General features: G+C 37.6%; 18 protein-coding genes and 1 pseudogene. 6 read left to right on the forward strand and 13 right to left on the reverse strand.

Annotated features, from left to right (window positions below):
• Genes pcaF through LXF01_RS08635 form a run of 4 tightly spaced genes read left to right on the forward strand, consistent with a single transcriptional unit; the run spans position 1 to position 4,198 of the window.
• Positions 1–1,221: a 3-oxoadipyl-CoA thiolase gene (pcaF, locus tag LXF01_RS08620; protein ID WP_233945447.1), complete on the forward strand. Its 1,221-nt coding sequence runs from the start codon at positions 1–3 to the stop codon at positions 1,219–1,221.
• Between the two features lie 46 nt (positions 1,222–1,267).
• Positions 1,268–2,560: a phenylacetate--CoA ligase PaaK gene (paaK, locus tag LXF01_RS08625; RefSeq protein ID WP_180129792.1), complete on the forward strand. Its 1,293-nt coding sequence runs from the start codon at positions 1,268–1,270 to the stop codon at positions 2,558–2,560.
• A 57-nt stretch (positions 2,561–2,617) separates the two neighbouring features.
• Positions 2,618–3,559 carry a PaaX family transcriptional regulator gene (locus LXF01_RS08630; RefSeq protein WP_111884656.1) on the forward strand — a complete coding sequence of 314 codons (942 nt, stop codon included), beginning with the start codon at positions 2,618–2,620 and terminating at the stop codon, positions 3,557–3,559.
• A 39-nt stretch (positions 3,560–3,598) separates the two neighbouring features.
• Complete coding sequence (locus tag LXF01_RS08635; RefSeq protein WP_233943995.1) at positions 3,599–4,198, forward strand: gamma carbonic anhydrase family protein; 600 nt, start codon at positions 3,599–3,601, stop codon at positions 4,196–4,198.
• A 5-nt stretch (positions 4,199–4,203) separates the two neighbouring features.
• Here the strand turns inward: LXF01_RS08635 and LXF01_RS08640 are convergent.
• The 4 genes and pseudogenes from LXF01_RS08640 to LXF01_RS08650 all read right to left on the reverse strand — a co-directional run bounded on the left by LXF01_RS08640 (position 4,204) and on the right by LXF01_RS08650 (position 7,293).
• Positions 4,204–4,894 (reverse strand): annotated as a pseudogene (locus tag LXF01_RS08640) (cupin domain-containing protein).
• Positions 4,895–5,651: 757 nt separating this feature from the next.
• Positions 5,652–5,777: a hypothetical protein gene (locus tag LXF01_RS17535; RefSeq protein WP_267967382.1), complete on the reverse strand. Its 126-nt coding sequence runs from the start codon at positions 5,775–5,777 to the stop codon at positions 5,652–5,654.
• Positions 5,774–6,055 carry a hypothetical protein gene (locus LXF01_RS08645; RefSeq protein ID WP_233944009.1) on the reverse strand — a complete coding sequence of 94 codons (282 nt, stop codon included), beginning with the start codon at positions 6,053–6,055 and terminating at the stop codon, positions 5,774–5,776. The genes LXF01_RS17535 and LXF01_RS08645 overlap by 4 nt, the downstream gene beginning before the upstream one ends.
• Before the next feature lie 14 nt (positions 6,056–6,069).
• Complete coding sequence (locus LXF01_RS08650; RefSeq protein WP_233945448.1) at positions 6,070–7,293, reverse strand: phage/plasmid replication protein, II/X family; 1,224 nt, start codon at positions 7,291–7,293, stop codon at positions 6,070–6,072.
• A 141-nt stretch (positions 7,294–7,434) separates the two neighbouring features.
• Here LXF01_RS08650 and LXF01_RS08655 point away from each other — a divergent pair, with 141 nt between their 5' ends.
• Entirely contained in the window at positions 7,435–7,608 is a 174-nt protein-coding gene (locus tag LXF01_RS08655) for a hypothetical protein (protein WP_442781332.1), read from the forward strand.
• Between the two features lie 824 nt (positions 7,609–8,432).
• On the opposite strand, the gene LXF01_RS08660 is transcribed toward LXF01_RS08655, so the two are convergent.
• The 8 genes from LXF01_RS08660 to LXF01_RS08690 form a co-directional block, all read right to left on the reverse strand.
• Entirely contained in the window at positions 8,433–8,648 is a 216-nt protein-coding gene (locus tag LXF01_RS08660; RefSeq protein ID WP_233944014.1) for a hypothetical protein, read from the reverse strand.
• A 72-nt stretch (positions 8,649–8,720) separates the two neighbouring features.
• Complete coding sequence (locus LXF01_RS08665) at positions 8,721–10,184, reverse strand: zonular occludens toxin domain-containing protein (RefSeq protein WP_233944016.1); 1,464 nt, start codon at positions 10,182–10,184, stop codon at positions 8,721–8,723.
• Positions 10,181–10,519, reverse strand: coding sequence for a hypothetical protein (locus tag LXF01_RS08670; protein ID WP_233944017.1), 339 nt, complete (start codon positions 10,517–10,519; stop codon positions 10,181–10,183). Before LXF01_RS08670 ends, LXF01_RS08665 begins: the two co-directional genes overlap by 4 nt.
• Before the next feature lie 4 nt (positions 10,520–10,523).
• Positions 10,524–11,996, reverse strand: a complete 1,473-nt coding sequence (locus tag LXF01_RS08675; protein WP_233944019.1) for a hypothetical protein — start codon at positions 11,994–11,996, stop codon at positions 10,524–10,526.
• Positions 11,997–12,116: 120 nt separating this feature from the next.
• Positions 12,117–12,413: a hypothetical protein gene (locus LXF01_RS08680; RefSeq protein WP_233944023.1), complete on the reverse strand. Its 297-nt coding sequence runs from the start codon at positions 12,411–12,413 to the stop codon at positions 12,117–12,119.
• A 370-nt stretch (positions 12,414–12,783) separates the two neighbouring features.
• On the reverse strand, positions 12,784–12,909 hold the full coding sequence (locus LXF01_RS17540) for a hypothetical protein (RefSeq protein WP_267967382.1): 126 nt from the start codon (positions 12,907–12,909) through the stop codon (positions 12,784–12,786).
• Positions 12,906–13,187 (reverse strand): hypothetical protein, encoded by a 282-nt coding sequence (locus tag LXF01_RS08685; protein ID WP_233944009.1) that lies wholly within the window; start codon positions 13,185–13,187, stop codon positions 12,906–12,908. The genes LXF01_RS17540 and LXF01_RS08685 overlap by 4 nt, the downstream gene beginning before the upstream one ends.
• A 14-nt stretch (positions 13,188–13,201) precedes the next feature.
• The gene (locus LXF01_RS08690) at positions 13,202–14,425 is read right to left on the reverse strand and encodes a phage/plasmid replication protein, II/X family (RefSeq protein ID WP_233945448.1); all 1,224 of its coding nucleotides are present in this window, start codon (positions 14,423–14,425) and stop codon (positions 13,202–13,204) included.
• A gap of 141 nt (positions 14,426–14,566) precedes the next feature.
• Between LXF01_RS08690 and LXF01_RS08695 the strand changes: the two genes are divergently transcribed.
• Positions 14,567–14,740, forward strand: coding sequence for a hypothetical protein (locus LXF01_RS08695; RefSeq protein ID WP_442781332.1), 174 nt, complete (start codon positions 14,567–14,569; stop codon positions 14,738–14,740).
• An 824-nt stretch (positions 14,741–15,564) separates the two neighbouring features.
• On the opposite strand, the gene LXF01_RS08700 is transcribed toward LXF01_RS08695, so the two are convergent.
• Positions 15,565–15,780: a hypothetical protein gene (locus tag LXF01_RS08700; protein WP_233944014.1), complete on the reverse strand. Its 216-nt coding sequence runs from the start codon at positions 15,778–15,780 to the stop codon at positions 15,565–15,567.
• Positions 15,781–15,837 lie beyond the last annotated feature (57 nt).

Genomic DNA, 15,837 nt, shown 5'->3' on the forward strand with positions numbered 1-15,837 from the left:
ATGCAAGACGTATTTATTTTTGATGGGATTCGTACCCCAATTGGGCGCTATGCCGGTGGTTTAAGTAGTATTCGTACCGATGATTTGGCTGCATTGCCGATTCAGTATTTGAAGCAACAACATCCAAATTTGCCTTGGACGGAGGTCGATGAAGTGATTCTCGGCTGTGCCAACCAAGCGGGTGAAGACAATCGTAACGTGGCACGGATGGCAAGCTTGCTTGCCGGTTTACCTGACAGTGTACCTGCCATTACCGTGAACCGTTTATGTGCTTCAGGTCTTGATGCAGTTGGTCTTGCTTCGCGTGCGATTAAAGCGGGTGAAGCGCAGTTTGTATTAGCGGGTGGGGTGGAAAACATGTCACGTGCGCCCTTTGTTCAGTCTAAACCGACGAGCGCATTTAGCCGTACACCTGAAATTTTTGATACCACTATTGGTTGGCGTTTTATCAATCCGCTATTTAAAGCCAATTTTGGCGTCGACAGCATGCCTGAAACTGCTGAAAACGTGGCAGAAAAATACAATATCAGCCGTGCCGATCAAGACCAATTTGCCTACAACAGTCAGCAAAAAGTCGCCAAAGCACAGGCTGAAGGTCGCTTTGAGCGTGAGATTCTACCAGTTGAGATTAAAAGCAAAAAAGGTGTAGTGCGTGTTGCTCTAGATGAACATCCACGTGCAGAAACCACACTAGAAGCTTTAAATGCACTTAAAGCACCATTTCGTAAAGAAGGAGGTTCGGTCACAGCAGGCAATGCATCAGGTGTCAATGATGGTGCTGCATGTTTACTCTTAGGTAATAACGCCTTTGCTGAGCAGCATGGTTTAACTCCCCAAGTGAAAGTTTTAGGGATCGCAAGTGCTGGTGTAGAAGCACGTTATATGGGTATTGGGCCTGTACCTGCAGTGCGTAAAGTTTTAGCACAAACGGGCTTAACTTTAGAGCAAATGGATGTGATTGAACTCAATGAAGCCTTTGCAGCACAAGCTTTAGCTGTGATTCGTGAACTGGGTTTAACGGATGATGATGCACGTATCAATCCAAATGGTGGTGCCATTGCCTTGGGCCATCCACTTGGCATGAGTGGTACACGTTTAGTCCTTACCGCAATGCATCAACTGAAAATTCAACAAGGAAAATATGCGCTGTGCACCATGTGTGTCGGTGTTGGGCAAGGTGTTGCCTTAATACTCGAAAATATCAATTCAGGACGTAATTGATTGACATAAAACAAGCTGTCGCGATGACTGCGTAAGGAGCAAGACAATGAATAAAAATGCAATGGAACACATCGAAACCGCATCTGTAGATGAATTACGTCAACTGCAAGTTGAGCGTTTAAAAAAGACGCTCAATCATGCTTATCATAACAGCACGGTGTATAAGCAAAAGTTTGATGAAGCAGGTGTACATCCAGATGATTTTAAACATCTAGAAGACTTAGCAAAATTCCCTTTTACCACCAAAAAAGATTTACGTGACAATTATCCATTTGGCATGTTTTCGGTGCCTCAAGAGCAAATTGTGCGCGTACATGCTTCATCGGGCACCACAGGTCAACCGACGGTGGTTGGCTATACCCAACATGACATCAATATCTGGTCGGACGTAGTCGCACGATCGCTGCGTGCTGCAGGGCTAAGCAGTAAAGACACCATTCAAGTGTCGTATGGTTATGGTTTATTTACTGGTGGCTTAGGTGCACATTATGGCGTAGAGCGTTTGGGTGCTACTGTCATTCCAATGTCAGGCGGGCAAACAGACAAACAAGCGCAGTTAATTCACGATTTTAAACCAACAGCACTCATGGTGACACCATCGTATTGCTTGAATATCATTGAAGCTCTTGAGAAAAAGTTTGGTTCAGCCAAAGACTGTTCTATTAAAACTGGTGTATTTGGTGCTGAACCTTGGACCAATGAAATGCGTAAAGAAATTGAAACGCGTTTAGGTATTGATGCCTTAGACATTTATGGCTTATCTGAGGTCATGGGTCCTGGGGTGGCAATGGAATGTTTAGAGTCCAAAGATGGCCCAACCATTTGGGAAGATCATTTCTATCCAGAAATTATCAATCCTGAAACAGGCGAAGTGGTGCAAGATGGTGAGCTGGGTGAATTGGTATTCACGACAATTACCAAAGAAGGCATGCCGGTGATTCGTTATCGTACCCGTGACTTGACACGTTTACTGCCAGGTACAGCACGTACCATGCGTCGTATGGATAAAATTGTCGGTCGCAGTGATGACATGATGATTATTCGTGGTGTGAATGTGTTCCCATCGCAAATTGAAGAGCAAATTTTGCAAATTCCACAATTAATTGCCAATTATCAGATTCATATTTGTAAGCAAGGTCACTTGGATACATTGCATATTCGCACTGAAATGCGTCAAGATAGCAGTCCTCAATTGGCGATGCAGCTTGCAAACCAATTAAAATCACAGATTAAAACCATGGTGGGGATTAGTGTGAGTGTTGAAGTGCTGAATGAAGGGAGTTTACCTCGCTCTGAAGGCAAAGCGCAGCGCGTTTTTGATATTCGACAATCCGCTTAAATGAACATGCCTGACGATAAAGGTCGTCAGGCAATTCAATAGGTAAATGAAAACGCAATGAATCCTAAATTAAAACAAATTATTGATGAGTTTATTCAACGTGAAGCGCTCAGTGGGACTTCATTGGTCATGACCATTTTTGGTGATAGCATTTATCACCGTGGAGGTGTCATCAGTCTTGCGAGCTTAATTCAGCTAATGGACGTATTTGGCTTGAATGAACGCTCTGTGCGTACGGCGGTCTTTCGTTTGGTACAAAATGGCTGGCTCAGTTCAGAGAAAATTGGGCGCACCAGTTATTACCGTATTACGGAAAGTAGTCGTCAGCGTTTTATCATGGCTGATCAGAAAATTTATGGCTTTAGTCATAAAGATTGGGATAAAAAGTGGGACTTGGTGCTACTGAGCTCAGTTGAACTTGAAAATAAATTGGTCTTAAAGAAAGAGCTTGAATGGTTAGGTTTTGCCAATATCGCAACTAATGTCATGGCTTATCCAGGCTGTGATCAACAAAAGCTGCAAAATTTATTACTCAGTCATCAAATGACCGATCAAGTGGTGGTATTTCGTGCCGAAACCCTAGAACTTTGGCAAGAATCTTATCCCACCATTAAACGTATGGTGGTTGTGAATTGGCCCATTCAAGAATTACATCAACGCTATGAAAAATTCATTAGTGATTTTCGTGAGTTTTTCTATTTTGTCGAGCAAGATGAAGAAATAGATGCCGTCCAAGCCTTTCAAATTCGTATCTTATTGATTCATCAGTTCCGTCGTATTTTACTTAAAGATCCAAATTTACCATTTGAGTTGTTACCGACGGACTGGCTGTCGTTAATTGCACGTAATTTAAGTACCAATTTGTATCAGGCGGTATTTATGGCAGGCGATGAGTTTTTCTTAAATGTTGCACGTACGGCTGAAGGCAGTATGCCGCCTGCACACCCACAGTTTTATAAACGTTTTGGTGGTTTAAAACAGCCAGATTTGAGCTATTAAATTAGCGTCTAATTTAAAATTAACAATAAGGATATAACAATGCCGTGCTATGCCATTGATGGCGTGATTCCAGTCGTCGATCCTCAGGCTTTTGTACACCCAAACGCCGTGTTGATTGGCGATGTGATTATTGAGGCAGGGGTTTATATTGGACCTTTTGCTGCCTTACGTGCCGATTTTGGCCGTATTCATATTCAAAAAAATGCCAATGTTCAAGACTCTTGTACCATTCATGGGTTTCCAAACAGTGTGACTTTAGTGGAAGAGTATGGTCATGTGGGGCATGGTGCTATTTTGCATGGCTGTGTGGTACGCAAGAATGCCCTTATTGGCATGAACAGCGTAATTCTCGATGAAGCTGTGATTGGGGATAATGTGATTGTAGGTGCGAACAGTACAGTTAAAGCAAAAGCAGAGATTCCTAATAATATGCTGGTATTGGGCAGTCCTGCACGGGTGGTGAGAGCCTTAACCGATCAAGAAATTGCTTGGAAACGTCATGGTACGGCGCAGTACATTGAGTTAACCGAGCGTTGTCTCAACAGTCTACAAGTGGTAGAACCTTTACCCCATGACACAGCAGAACGCTTAACCTATAAAAATTTTCAGGCAGATCATGTCTTAAAGCAACAGATATAAGCTCTTCACATATTCAATTCATCTGTCCAAACGTCTCTGGCATGTTGTAAATGCCCGCTTTTGATATACAGCGTTGCACCTAATTCGGTGGCGTTTAGATCAATATCATAATCTGAAGGGAAGCGCATCCAGGTTCCCGTAGGATATACATGGTGTGCTGAGCTAAGCGCACCTTGCAAGGATAAAAATTTCAATGCCATGTTCAGCACTTTCAGCCATGCATTGATTGGGTTTTAATTTTTCCAAAAAAGTCTGTTCAACATTTGATTTAAATAAGGAGTAGATTTCTCGGCCTTGCTGAATACGTCAATGCTTTGGGTCATGAGTATTAATGCGTGTTGGAGTCACTTCATGTTCTGTCATTTGTATGAGTTTGACAAAAATTTGGCAACCCATTTCACTCGATACCCGATGGCTAGATTGATGTGGATTACGCATATACCATCCTGCAGGAGAGTCTTGATCCTCATTTTCAGTAAAAGTTCCAGTTAGAACCAAAACCTCTTCACCAAGGGGGTGCGTATGTTCAGTGAATGGAGTCTGTGGCGAAAATTCAACCACACTGGTTGCGCGCGCTTTTTCTGCACCAATTCGGTCAAGTATCATACGATTGACTTGACCGCCTGGAGATTTGACCCAATGGTAATCTTGCGGAGTGATGATAATTGGTTTTGAAAAATCAGCATGAAGATGCATAACACAAAAGGTGAGAGCAGGTCCGAGTAATCACAAGGGTCTTAGTACAAGGAGATACTATGATGATTAATGGCTCAATTTAGCGGTTCAAAAGTATCCTTACACCGCATAGCAAGATCAGCATTGTGATTATCTATAAACAAAATACCTGTTGCGACTTTAACTTCTCCACAGCGCCCAAAATTTTATAATTTCAAGCCCAAGACGGAATTTCTTACGAGCAGATTGCGACTTTACATAGTCATGCTGTGATATCGACTTACGTTAATTTGCTTTAAAAAGCATGCAGTTGCTTGGACGTTTTGGTGATTTTAAAGATCACTCTTATTTACTTTTCAGTCGATGTTATAGTAAAAATTAGACTAAGCATCATTGGTTTGCCAGGGTTATATACATGGGCTCTTTGTGTTTCTTAGGAATTGATCAAGATGCCAAATATGTGTCAAAGCATATTTTAAAATGTTATCAAATTTTTCAGATATGCTGGGAGGATTGCTTGGCGTTAATATGACGCATAACAAGATGACTCTGCGAAAATAGGGTCATTTTTCGATGTACTATAGTAAATCCTAAGAAAAACGTCATGTGACAATTTTTTGTAATCTAAGCATTAAACAAGTGATCAATGTGAGAAAATAAGAATAGTTTTTGTGCCAATTAAAGAATCAGAGAATTACGTAAGCCAGACAATAGGTCAGTATCGTGTTTAGGTTTGCATAATACTTTATTTAACATAATATACATTATACGAAATGTTCTAAAATAAGAATGTTTCGCCACACTTTGGACAATATTCCCATTCTTCTTTGTCTGCATGTTCAGCTAAATAATCAGCTCCGCATTCATTACAGACAATTTTGTCTAAATCATCTGCTTCAATCATGGCTGTTTCTTCGGCACTGGCTTAACACTGAAAATTTGCATCTGTGCACCAAACTTGGTTTGTTGCTCAACAAACTGAATTTCAACTTCCTGAGCATTATCAGCACATTCTTCTAATACAGCTTGAATCTGCTCAACTGGCATAACTCCAGCAGTTGGTGTTAAGTTATATTTTTGTGGTGAAAATACCGTAGTTGATAAATAACACTTCTCTTTACCGTCTTTATCAGTACGGTAAACAGATGGCAAAATGGTGCGTGTATTAAATTGAACTTGCATGATTTAAAACCTCTTTAGGCAACTAAATGTAAGCCACGTTTTGGGCTGTATTGTGAAACTGGAATTTGATAGTCAGATGGCTGCTGATCGCACATCTTAAGTTCAAGCAAACGAACGAATGGGATGACTTTGCCGTTTGGATTTTTATTTAAATTCTGTAGGTGTGATTTGCTAATATCGCAGTCTAAAAGTGAATTAACGCACTTATAAAATTGTGCTTCGCTATAAAGGTCTTTAGTAGCCTTTAAACCCATTTGACGAACCAATGAATAAAACTTCATTGCGTTGGTAGCTTTGGTATAACTTGGTTTACCAGTCTTGGTATAAGTAACTAACTTGGACTTAAGCAAATCCAAGATTTCTCCATCAGATGAAAAATTCATATATTTGCCCTTCATTGTGTCTAAGATCGGGTCGAAAGCTACGTGCCAGAGTCGTAGCAATAATTCTGGCTGTTCATGTTGCAAATTAATAAGCTGAAATAAATTTGACGGATAACCGTTTTTAGTTAGATAGGTTTTAGAAATACGTCCTTCCATACGGACAACAGCATTAGAAAAAGGTAAAGCATCGTGCATTGCACAAACTAAAGCTTTAGAGCGCATACAGCCCTTGTCTGCTTGCTTTTGGATTTTATTTAATTGGCTTTTTACTTCTTCAAATTTGCCATAAGCCTTTGGACGTACACTGGCACCATCATTACCCCAAGTAATGTAATTTTCATATTTAACTTGGCGTGCCTTACGATGACCAGATGCAAGATTTGCCATGTAATCCAAAACAGGTTGAACCATATTCTGATGTGGCAATCTAAAAAGATAAGTCGTGTCTAAGCAAAGAACTTCTGTTTTATCTACATCAAGAATTGGTGCTAATTTCGGGAATGCTTCAAGCAACATGCCAAGCATGTGAAATGCACCAAGTTCAATTGAGTCAAAACCATAAACATTGTGCCCTTGGAGTAGCTTAAGTGGAGATGCTTTTATCTCGACATAAGGCACAGTGTTCATCGTATTTGTATAAAACTTCACAGCCATATCAGTGAAATCTGACGGAATGGCTTCATAAGGATGGTACAAGTCCCCTGTTATGGTCTGTCCATCATCGGTCTTACTAACGTGGCGAGTTGCAGCAGGAATTCCAAAGTCGCGAATATCACCATTAAATTGATGGTGATTGTCAAAACTACGCACATGCGTAGGAATGACTGGAATCGCTAAACGAAGGAAATCGAGCATAATGTTTACATGCATGCATTTATACAATAGGCGGAATTTAACACATTGATGCATGCATACACAATACATGCATGCAAATATATATGTATCATCATCCACATATACACACTGGATATATTAGAAATGGTTCAAAGTGTCAGATTGAATGAACAAGAACAGGAACTGTTAAGAAAGAAAGCTGTTGAATTAAATAAGGTTTTAATTCAAAAAGGACAGCAACCTTTAAGAGATAGCGAACTTGTACATATTTTAATTGAAGAAGGTCTAGATTTAATCGAGGTTGGCACAAGCGGAAAAGCTTTAATACCTAAATAGTTGATTAATTATTAAACAAATTGAAATATTAATGCGAAACGTTCTCAACAACTTCGAAAGCTCCGTTATATATAGCTCATAGAGCGAATTGCAAAAAACTTTCGAGAGTCAGGCACACTATTAGACAGTAGTGTGCCTCCTCAAAAACGATCAAAAATAAATCGGATCAATGCTCAATCCGTCGGTCGAACGTCCCTCCTCCCTCCGTCAATCGCACAGACCGATTTCGTATAATGCGGATTGATGTTAAATGCACTTCTATGTCCTAGCGATCCTGACAACATTGACAAATAAAAAGCCCACTGGAGAGATTTACCAATGGGCTTTTTATTTATAGCAATGTGAAGTGCAAGTAACATAATCACGGCTACATTATACGAAATCAGTCTTATAAATATTTGGTATATTTTGCCAATAATGATTTTTGTCTAAAACAACTAAGTGGTTGTTTTTAATTGATTAGTGTTAGCCAGGAAAAAGCTCTTCAGCTTAACTCGATGTGTAATAAAATGCCAACTTAACACCTCGAGGTGTTAAGTATTTCATTGTTGTCCCCAGTGGTCATTTGCAAAAACCATGTAAAGCTGAAAAGCCTTGCTTTGATTCGCAAATATAATCAATATTTTGAATACCTGAATAAATTACATAAGTAAGCAATGACATAATAATAATACCTATGATCAAACCAAATACATCAAACTTATCTAGCATTATTCTCACCAATGATTAGCTAAAAAATGTTTTTTTAATATCTAATGAAAGCCACAAAAAGAAAAGTACCAAAATTACTATTGAAATCCAAAAGAAAATCATTGTGAAATCTCCTATAGATCAAGAAATCGTTTTAATTTTTCTTGCATAAAAATAGCCTTTGTATATTCATCTTTATCACGATAAACACCACACGCAGTAAATGCACAAACGACCTCAGAAAAAACAATATAGTTTGTTCTTTTTATTTCTTTAGAATCCAAATCATGAATAAATTTGAGATAAAGATCTTCTAAATATTTTAAAGGTTCTAAGACACTATTCTGCAAAACAATTTCCTCAGTTCGCACCCATTCGGGATGCTCTAATTCTACTGTTAAAGATCATACGGGAGCTTGTAATCAGAGAGAAGTATTTTCAGGATTTATATTTCCCGAATCACTCGTAGACACTCGTTCTGTTGATTGCACACTTTGGTTTCTTTGTCCGAAATAGTCGAAAGGTCGTTCATAGGAATTATCGAGTAGCTTTTTGCAATCGCTTGCACTGAAGCCAGCAATCTTTGTTCCCTGTTGATCGACTGCAAATGTTTTCCCTTGATATGTAACACAACCACTAAAAACACGATGATTAACGACATTAGGCTGAGAAACAGGAACAAAGTCATAAGGCTTTGATGGGTCATAGCTAGGTTGTACTGGGGCATGAGCATTAGTAGAAGAAACATCAGCGGTAGCAGCATTACTAGCATCAGCTTGATAGACAGGGTTTGAGTCTTGATTAGTTGTTTGCTTCGAATTTGTTGCTGATTGTTGAACAGAATTTCCATTCGCTCCAACATCTGAGGATTTGGATTGTTTTGGTTCATCTTTTTTATTTTCCTGATTGGTTAAAGGATTACCAGTTGCAACAGCGACTAATGGTGAATTACCTGAATTAAAAAACATAAATCCGGCCAACAAGATAAAAACCACAGCTAGAACAGCACAAATTACCAATTTCTTTGGAATACGTTTTACACGTGTATTAATTGTTGTTGATTTATAAAGTTTATAAACGTGTTTAGGAAATCGCCAACGACTAAGATTTTCAGCACGTGCAAGAGATTTTATAGCATTAGGAGAATCTTGAACTACTGACCATTCAAGCATCATTGATTGTTCCCAACCAAAGATATTTACGAGATGTATGTGAAGACTTGCTAATTTGCGAATATATTTATGAACAAAAGACGGCTCTTGAGTAATAAATAAAAAGTCATACCCTTTATGACGATGAATCGTTAATTCCTTAACAATAGGATCAATACCACGAGCTTCGTCTGAAAAAATAGGAATTAATTGTGCTTCATCAATAACAAAATAAGAGCCTTGCGGTGTAGATCTCCAATCACAATCAGGAGGTAAAGGTCTACATTGAACTAATTTTAAATCAGCAATATTTGTATAAATTGTTCTTACTGGTCTAAACGCTTGAAACTTTGTTTTTTCATCTTCATTAAGTTTGTCAATAATCAAATTGAGTATTGCAATACGTTCAAAATAAAAAGGTGGATAGTTATTTACAATATCGTCAGTCTGAGGGTTACTAATGACATTAATAAAATATTCAACGTGTAAAAAATCAAAATAATCTGAATCTAAGAAAACAAGTTCAGAGGTACGCTCTAAGCCTTGCCCTTTAGTAACAAGAATAGAATCTAGATAATGTTGCAGCTTAAGGTGTTCTAACTTTTCAAAAAAAGCTTTAGCGTAAAAATAATTAAATTTTAAATTTGCAATATTATCGCGAGATAAATTAAGAAGTCTCTCAGTAGCAAGTAATGATTTACCTGAACCTGGCGTTGCAGATAATAAATGAATCATTTTTTCTTACCACCTACTAATGCAGGTTGTAAATCAGTCGTAAATGACCAGACAACCGCAGTAGTGATATAGAAAAATATTGTTGAAATAGCGACATCAAATTTAGCGACACCCATATAGGCAAGCAAATAAGAGCCGATAGGAAAACCATCTTGTGAATATGATGAAATGCTTTCTAGAGCTTTCTTTGTATCAAAAATAGCTGTGTCTAAGTATGAATACATTGCAAGTACAAGCGGAACAATGACAGCAAATGCAGTCACAAGACGCATATAATTAGTTTCTGAAAATTGGACTAATACTGTCTGTAAAACATGTAATAAAGATTTAAACATAGAATCACCACTTAATTTCTTTTTGAATTACAGCTTCATATAAAATCCAAATACCCAAACAATGACTAAGAAAAACAAGCGGATAAGCCATAAAACTAAAAATAATACAGAGCCAATTCATACTGAAAGTAAATGAACCTGATAAATAGGTGGATTCAAAAACAATAGGTATATCGGGAGGACATTGCTTAGAAAGCGTAAAGGTAGTATCAAAAGTTTTTGAAAAAATACCTTGATCATCTACATCTGGTTGTTCTGTTTCTGGTTCATCATCTGGTTCTTCTTTAGTCCAATCAAACCAGTCTTTTACTGTTTGCCAAAAGGTTTTTTCAGAAGTCTGATGATCTTCTGTCTTTTTAATGTGATCTTTATAAACTTTGTCTGATGCTGTCCAGTCGTCATACCACTTACACATGGATGAAGCCCATTCACAGAAAACGGGAAATTTAATAGAGATTGATTGAGCACCTGTTGGCTCACCTGTAACGGGATCAGTTTGGGGTTTTGATTCACCATCTACCTGACCGGCATCACTATCCCAAGATCTATCCGCAGAATTATCACCTTCAGGTGATAAAGGTTTTGAATCGTATCCAGGATCAGGAACAGAGGAAGGCTGACCATCAGGTGTTTGTGGAGCATTTCTTAATTTGTCATCCATATCATCAGCAAGTTGATCACCAATACCGCTTGGATCATGTGTATAAGCTTCAACTACACCAGTGTCCTTTCCAGTGTTGACCACATCATTATTAAAATTAGGATCGGGATCGTTATAACCTTGTCCAAGCATTGCTGCACCTAACAAGGCCGCAGTAAGAGGAACTGTTTTTATTTCAGGATCTTTAGGAACATAATTTGGATTTAATGATTTCTTTACGTTGTAATATGTAGAAGATTTTCCACCACTAGACTCACGATCAGCATAAATAATGGTTTCAGAATAAGAAGTTACTTTAAAATAAAAATAATTTGGATATGAAATAAGATATCTATTTTCCAAATTTTGAGCTACTTGGGCAACAGTTCCAAATTTGTCATTAGGGTAAAGATCAGCACTATATAAATATTGATAGTCTGAATCATCTGGTTCTTCAGGAATTTTTTTTACATACGTACCATCTTCCATTACCCATCCAATACCTTCAATAAGTTGCATAACAGCATATGCACCTACCATTTGAACACCTGGTGTTTTTGCTACATGCTTAATACGTTGAAGCATTGGGGTACCAACTTTTGTTGGAGTAGGAATATCAACAGCAATGGATCTACGGACTAAATCACGTGCTGTTTGCTGTGTAGAGGATGAAATAGGTGCATTTTCTCGAATTACACGAGCAGATTTACCATAAACTTTTTTCGCATGTGTTTCTTGATTTTTATCAATCCAAATTTGTCTTTCTATCCACCAATCATCTGAGGCAAAAGACTGAATAGAAAATATAGATATCAATATAAATAAAATATATTTCATGGCAGCAACGCTTTAAAAATAAGGTATGAAAAGAAAGACAAAGTGAGTAAAAGAATTAAATTAGACATGCGCCCCCCAAGAATAAAAAAAGGGAGAAACCTCCCTTTTCTTAACTAACTATTAGCCAGCTCGTTTAAGGCCGCCTTTAGAGTTAGTGAAGGCAATAATCACAAGGATGATACCGATAGCTAACAAGAAGACACCGCCAAGACTGACAGCAATACCCGATAATGAAGATGTAGCACCTGCCAAGAAGTCAGGGATTTCACCTTCTGCATGAGCAGGAAGCGCAACAGCAGCACCAGTAGCAACTAACGCAGTAGATGCAGCACGTGAACTGAATTTACTACGGAATTTTTGAAACCATGATTTTTCATGAGCTTGTTGTTCAATTACTTCTACGTTTTTAAAAGTCATGTCATTTCTCCTAAATTTTGACTTTTTTAAGTCCATAAGCCGACCATTTATAGGCAAGGATTACGGAATATATCGACCACTGGAGTCCTACAAATTTGAAAACTGAAGCAAGAGGTAAATATTGTTCTAAGTATTGATCTATACTGATCGACACGCAGTTAATACCTATCTGTTGAGCGTTTTCTAAAACTTGTAATGATTCGCAAATGATCAATTTGGTTTACTCGTACAGTTGTAAAAATGTTGGCAATAAACCAATTGACTTTGGAATTTTGCCCCGCACTTCTTGCACTTATAATAAGCTTGTGACATTATGTTTATTATCCTAAGTTATTGATTTATTTACATATTATACATTATACGAAATGTTCTAAAATAAGAATGTTTCGCCACACTTTGGACAATATTCCCATTCTTCTTTGTCTGCATGTTCAGCTAAATAATCAGCTCCGCATTCATTACAGACAATTTTGTCTAAATCATCTGCTTCAATCATGGCTGTTTCTTCGGCACTGGCTTAACACTGAAAATTTGCATCTGTGCACCAAACTTGGTTTGTTGCTCAACAAACTGAATTTCAACTTCCTGAGCATTATCAGCACATTCTTCTAATACAGCTTGAATCTGCTCAACTGGCATAACTCCAGCAGTTGGTGTTAAGTTATATTTTTGTGGTGAAAATACCGTAGTTGATAAATAACACTTCTCTTTACCGTCTTTATCAGTACGGTAAACAGATGGCAAAATGGTGCGTGTATTAAATTGAACTTGCATGATTTAAAACCTCTTTAGGCAACTAAATGTAAGCCACGTTTTGGGCTGTATTGTGAAACTGGAATTTGATAGTCAGATGGCTGCTGATCGCACATCTTAAGTTCAAGCAAACGAACGAATGGGATGACTTTGCCGTTTGGATTTTTATTTAAATTCTGTAGGTGTGATTTGCTAATATCGCAGTCTAAAAGTGAATTAACGCACTTATAAAATTGTGCTTCGCTATAAAGGTCTTTAGTAGCCTTTAAACCCATTTGACGAACCAATGAATAAAACTTCATTGCGTTGGTAGCTTTGGTATAACTTGGTTTACCAGTCTTGGTATAAGTAACTAACTTGGACTTAAGCAAATCCAAGATTTCTCCATCAGATGAAAAATTCATATATTTGCCCTTCATTGTGTCTAAGATCGGGTCGAAAGCTACGTGCCAGAGTCGTAGCAATAATTCTGGCTGTTCATGTTGCAAATTAATAAGCTGAAATAAATTTGACGGATAACCGTTTTTAGTTAGATAGGTTTTAGAAATACGTCCTTCCATACGGACAACAGCATTAGAAAAAGGTAAAGCATCGTGCATTGCACAAACTAAAGCTTTAGAGCGCATACAGCCCTTGTCTGCTTGCTTTTGGATTTTATTTAATTGGCTTTTTACTTCTTCAAATTTGCCATAAGCCTTTGGACGTACACTGGCACCATCATTACCCCAAGTAATGTAATTTTCATATTTAACTTGGCGTGCCTTACGATGACCAGATGCAAGATTTGCCATGTAATCCAAAACAGGTTGAACCATATTCTGATGTGGCAATCTAAAAAGATAAGTCGTGTCTAAGCAAAGAACTTCTGTTTTATCTACATCAAGAATTGGTGCTAATTTCGGGAATGCTTCAAGCAACATGCCAAGCATGTGAAATGCACCAAGTTCAATTGAGTCAAAACCATAAACATTGTGCCCTTGGAGTAGCTTAAGTGGAGATGCTTTTATCTCGACATAAGGCACAGTGTTCATCGTATTTGTATAAAACTTCACAGCCATATCAGTGAAATCTGACGGAATGGCTTCATAAGGATGGTACAAGTCCCCTGTTATGGTCTGTCCATCATCGGTCTTACTAACGTGGCGAGTTGCAGCAGGAATTCCAAAGTCGCGAATATCACCATTAAATTGATGGTGATTGTCAAAACTACGCACATGCGTAGGAATGACTGGAATCGCTAAACGAAGGAAATCGAGCATAATGTTTACATGCATGCATTTATACAATAGGCGGAATTTAACACATTGATGCATGCATACACAATACATGCATGCAAATATATATGTATCATCATCCACATATACACACTGGATATATTAGAAATGGTTCAAAGTGTCAGATTGAATGAACAAGAACAGGAACTGTTAAGAAAGAAAGCTGTTGAATTAAATAAGGTTTTAATTCAAAAAGGACAGCAACCTTTAAGAGATAGCGAACTTGTACATATTTTAATTGAAGAAGGTCTAGATTTAATCGAGGTTGGCACAAGCGGAAAAGCTTTAATACCTAAATAGTTGATTAATTATTAAACAAATTGAAATATTAATGCGAAACGTTCTCAACAACTTCGAAAGCTCCGTTATATATAGCTCATAGAGCGAATTGCAAAAAACTTTCGAGAGTCAGGCACACTATTAGACAGTAGTGTGCCTCCTCAAAAACGATCAAAAATAAATCGGATCAATGCTCAATCCGTCGGTCGAACGTCCCTCCTCCCTCCGTCAATCGCACAGACCGATTTCGTATAATGCGGATTGATGTTAAATGCACTTCTATGTCCTAGCGATCCTGACAACATTGACAAATAAAAAGCCCACTGGAGAGATTTACCAATGGGCTTTTTATTTATAGCAATGTGAAGTGCAAGTAACATAATCACGGCTACATTATACGAAATCAGTCTTATAAATATTTGGTATATTTTGCCAATAATGATTTTTGTCTAAAACAACTAAGTGGTTGTTTTTAATTGATTAGTGTTAGCCAGGAAAAAGCTCTTCAGCTTAACTCGATGTGTAATAAAATGCCAACTTAACACCTCGAGGTGTTAAGTATTTCATTGTTGTCCCCAGTGGTCATTTGCAAAAACCATGTAAAGCTGAAAAGCCTTGCTTTGATTCGCAAATATAATCAATATTTTGAATACCTGAATAAATTACATAAGTAAGCAATGACATAATAATAATACCTATGATCAAACCAAATACATCAAACTTATCTAGCATTATTCTCACCAATGATTAGCTAAAAAATGTTTTTTTAATATCTAATGAAAGCCACAAAAAGAAAAGTACCAAAATTACTATTGAAATCCAAAAGAAAATCATTGTGAAATCTCCTATAGATCAAGAAATCGTTTTAATTTTTCTTGCATAAAAATAGCCTTTGTATATTCATCTTTATCACGATAAACACCACACGCAGTAAATGCACAAACGACCTCAGAAAAAACAATATAGTTTGTTCTTTTTATTTCTTTAGAATCCAAATCATGAATAAATTTGAGATAAAGATCTTCTAAATATTTTAAAGGTTCTAAGACACTATTCTGCAAAACAATTTCCTCAGTTCGCACCCATTCGGGATGCTCTAATTCTACTGTTAAAGATCA

Origin of the sequence: Acinetobacter sp. SH20PTE14 (assembly GCF_021391555.1) — a bacterium.
In the GTDB taxonomy this organism is placed as follows: Bacteria; Pseudomonadota; Gammaproteobacteria; order Pseudomonadales; family Moraxellaceae; genus Acinetobacter; species Acinetobacter amyesii.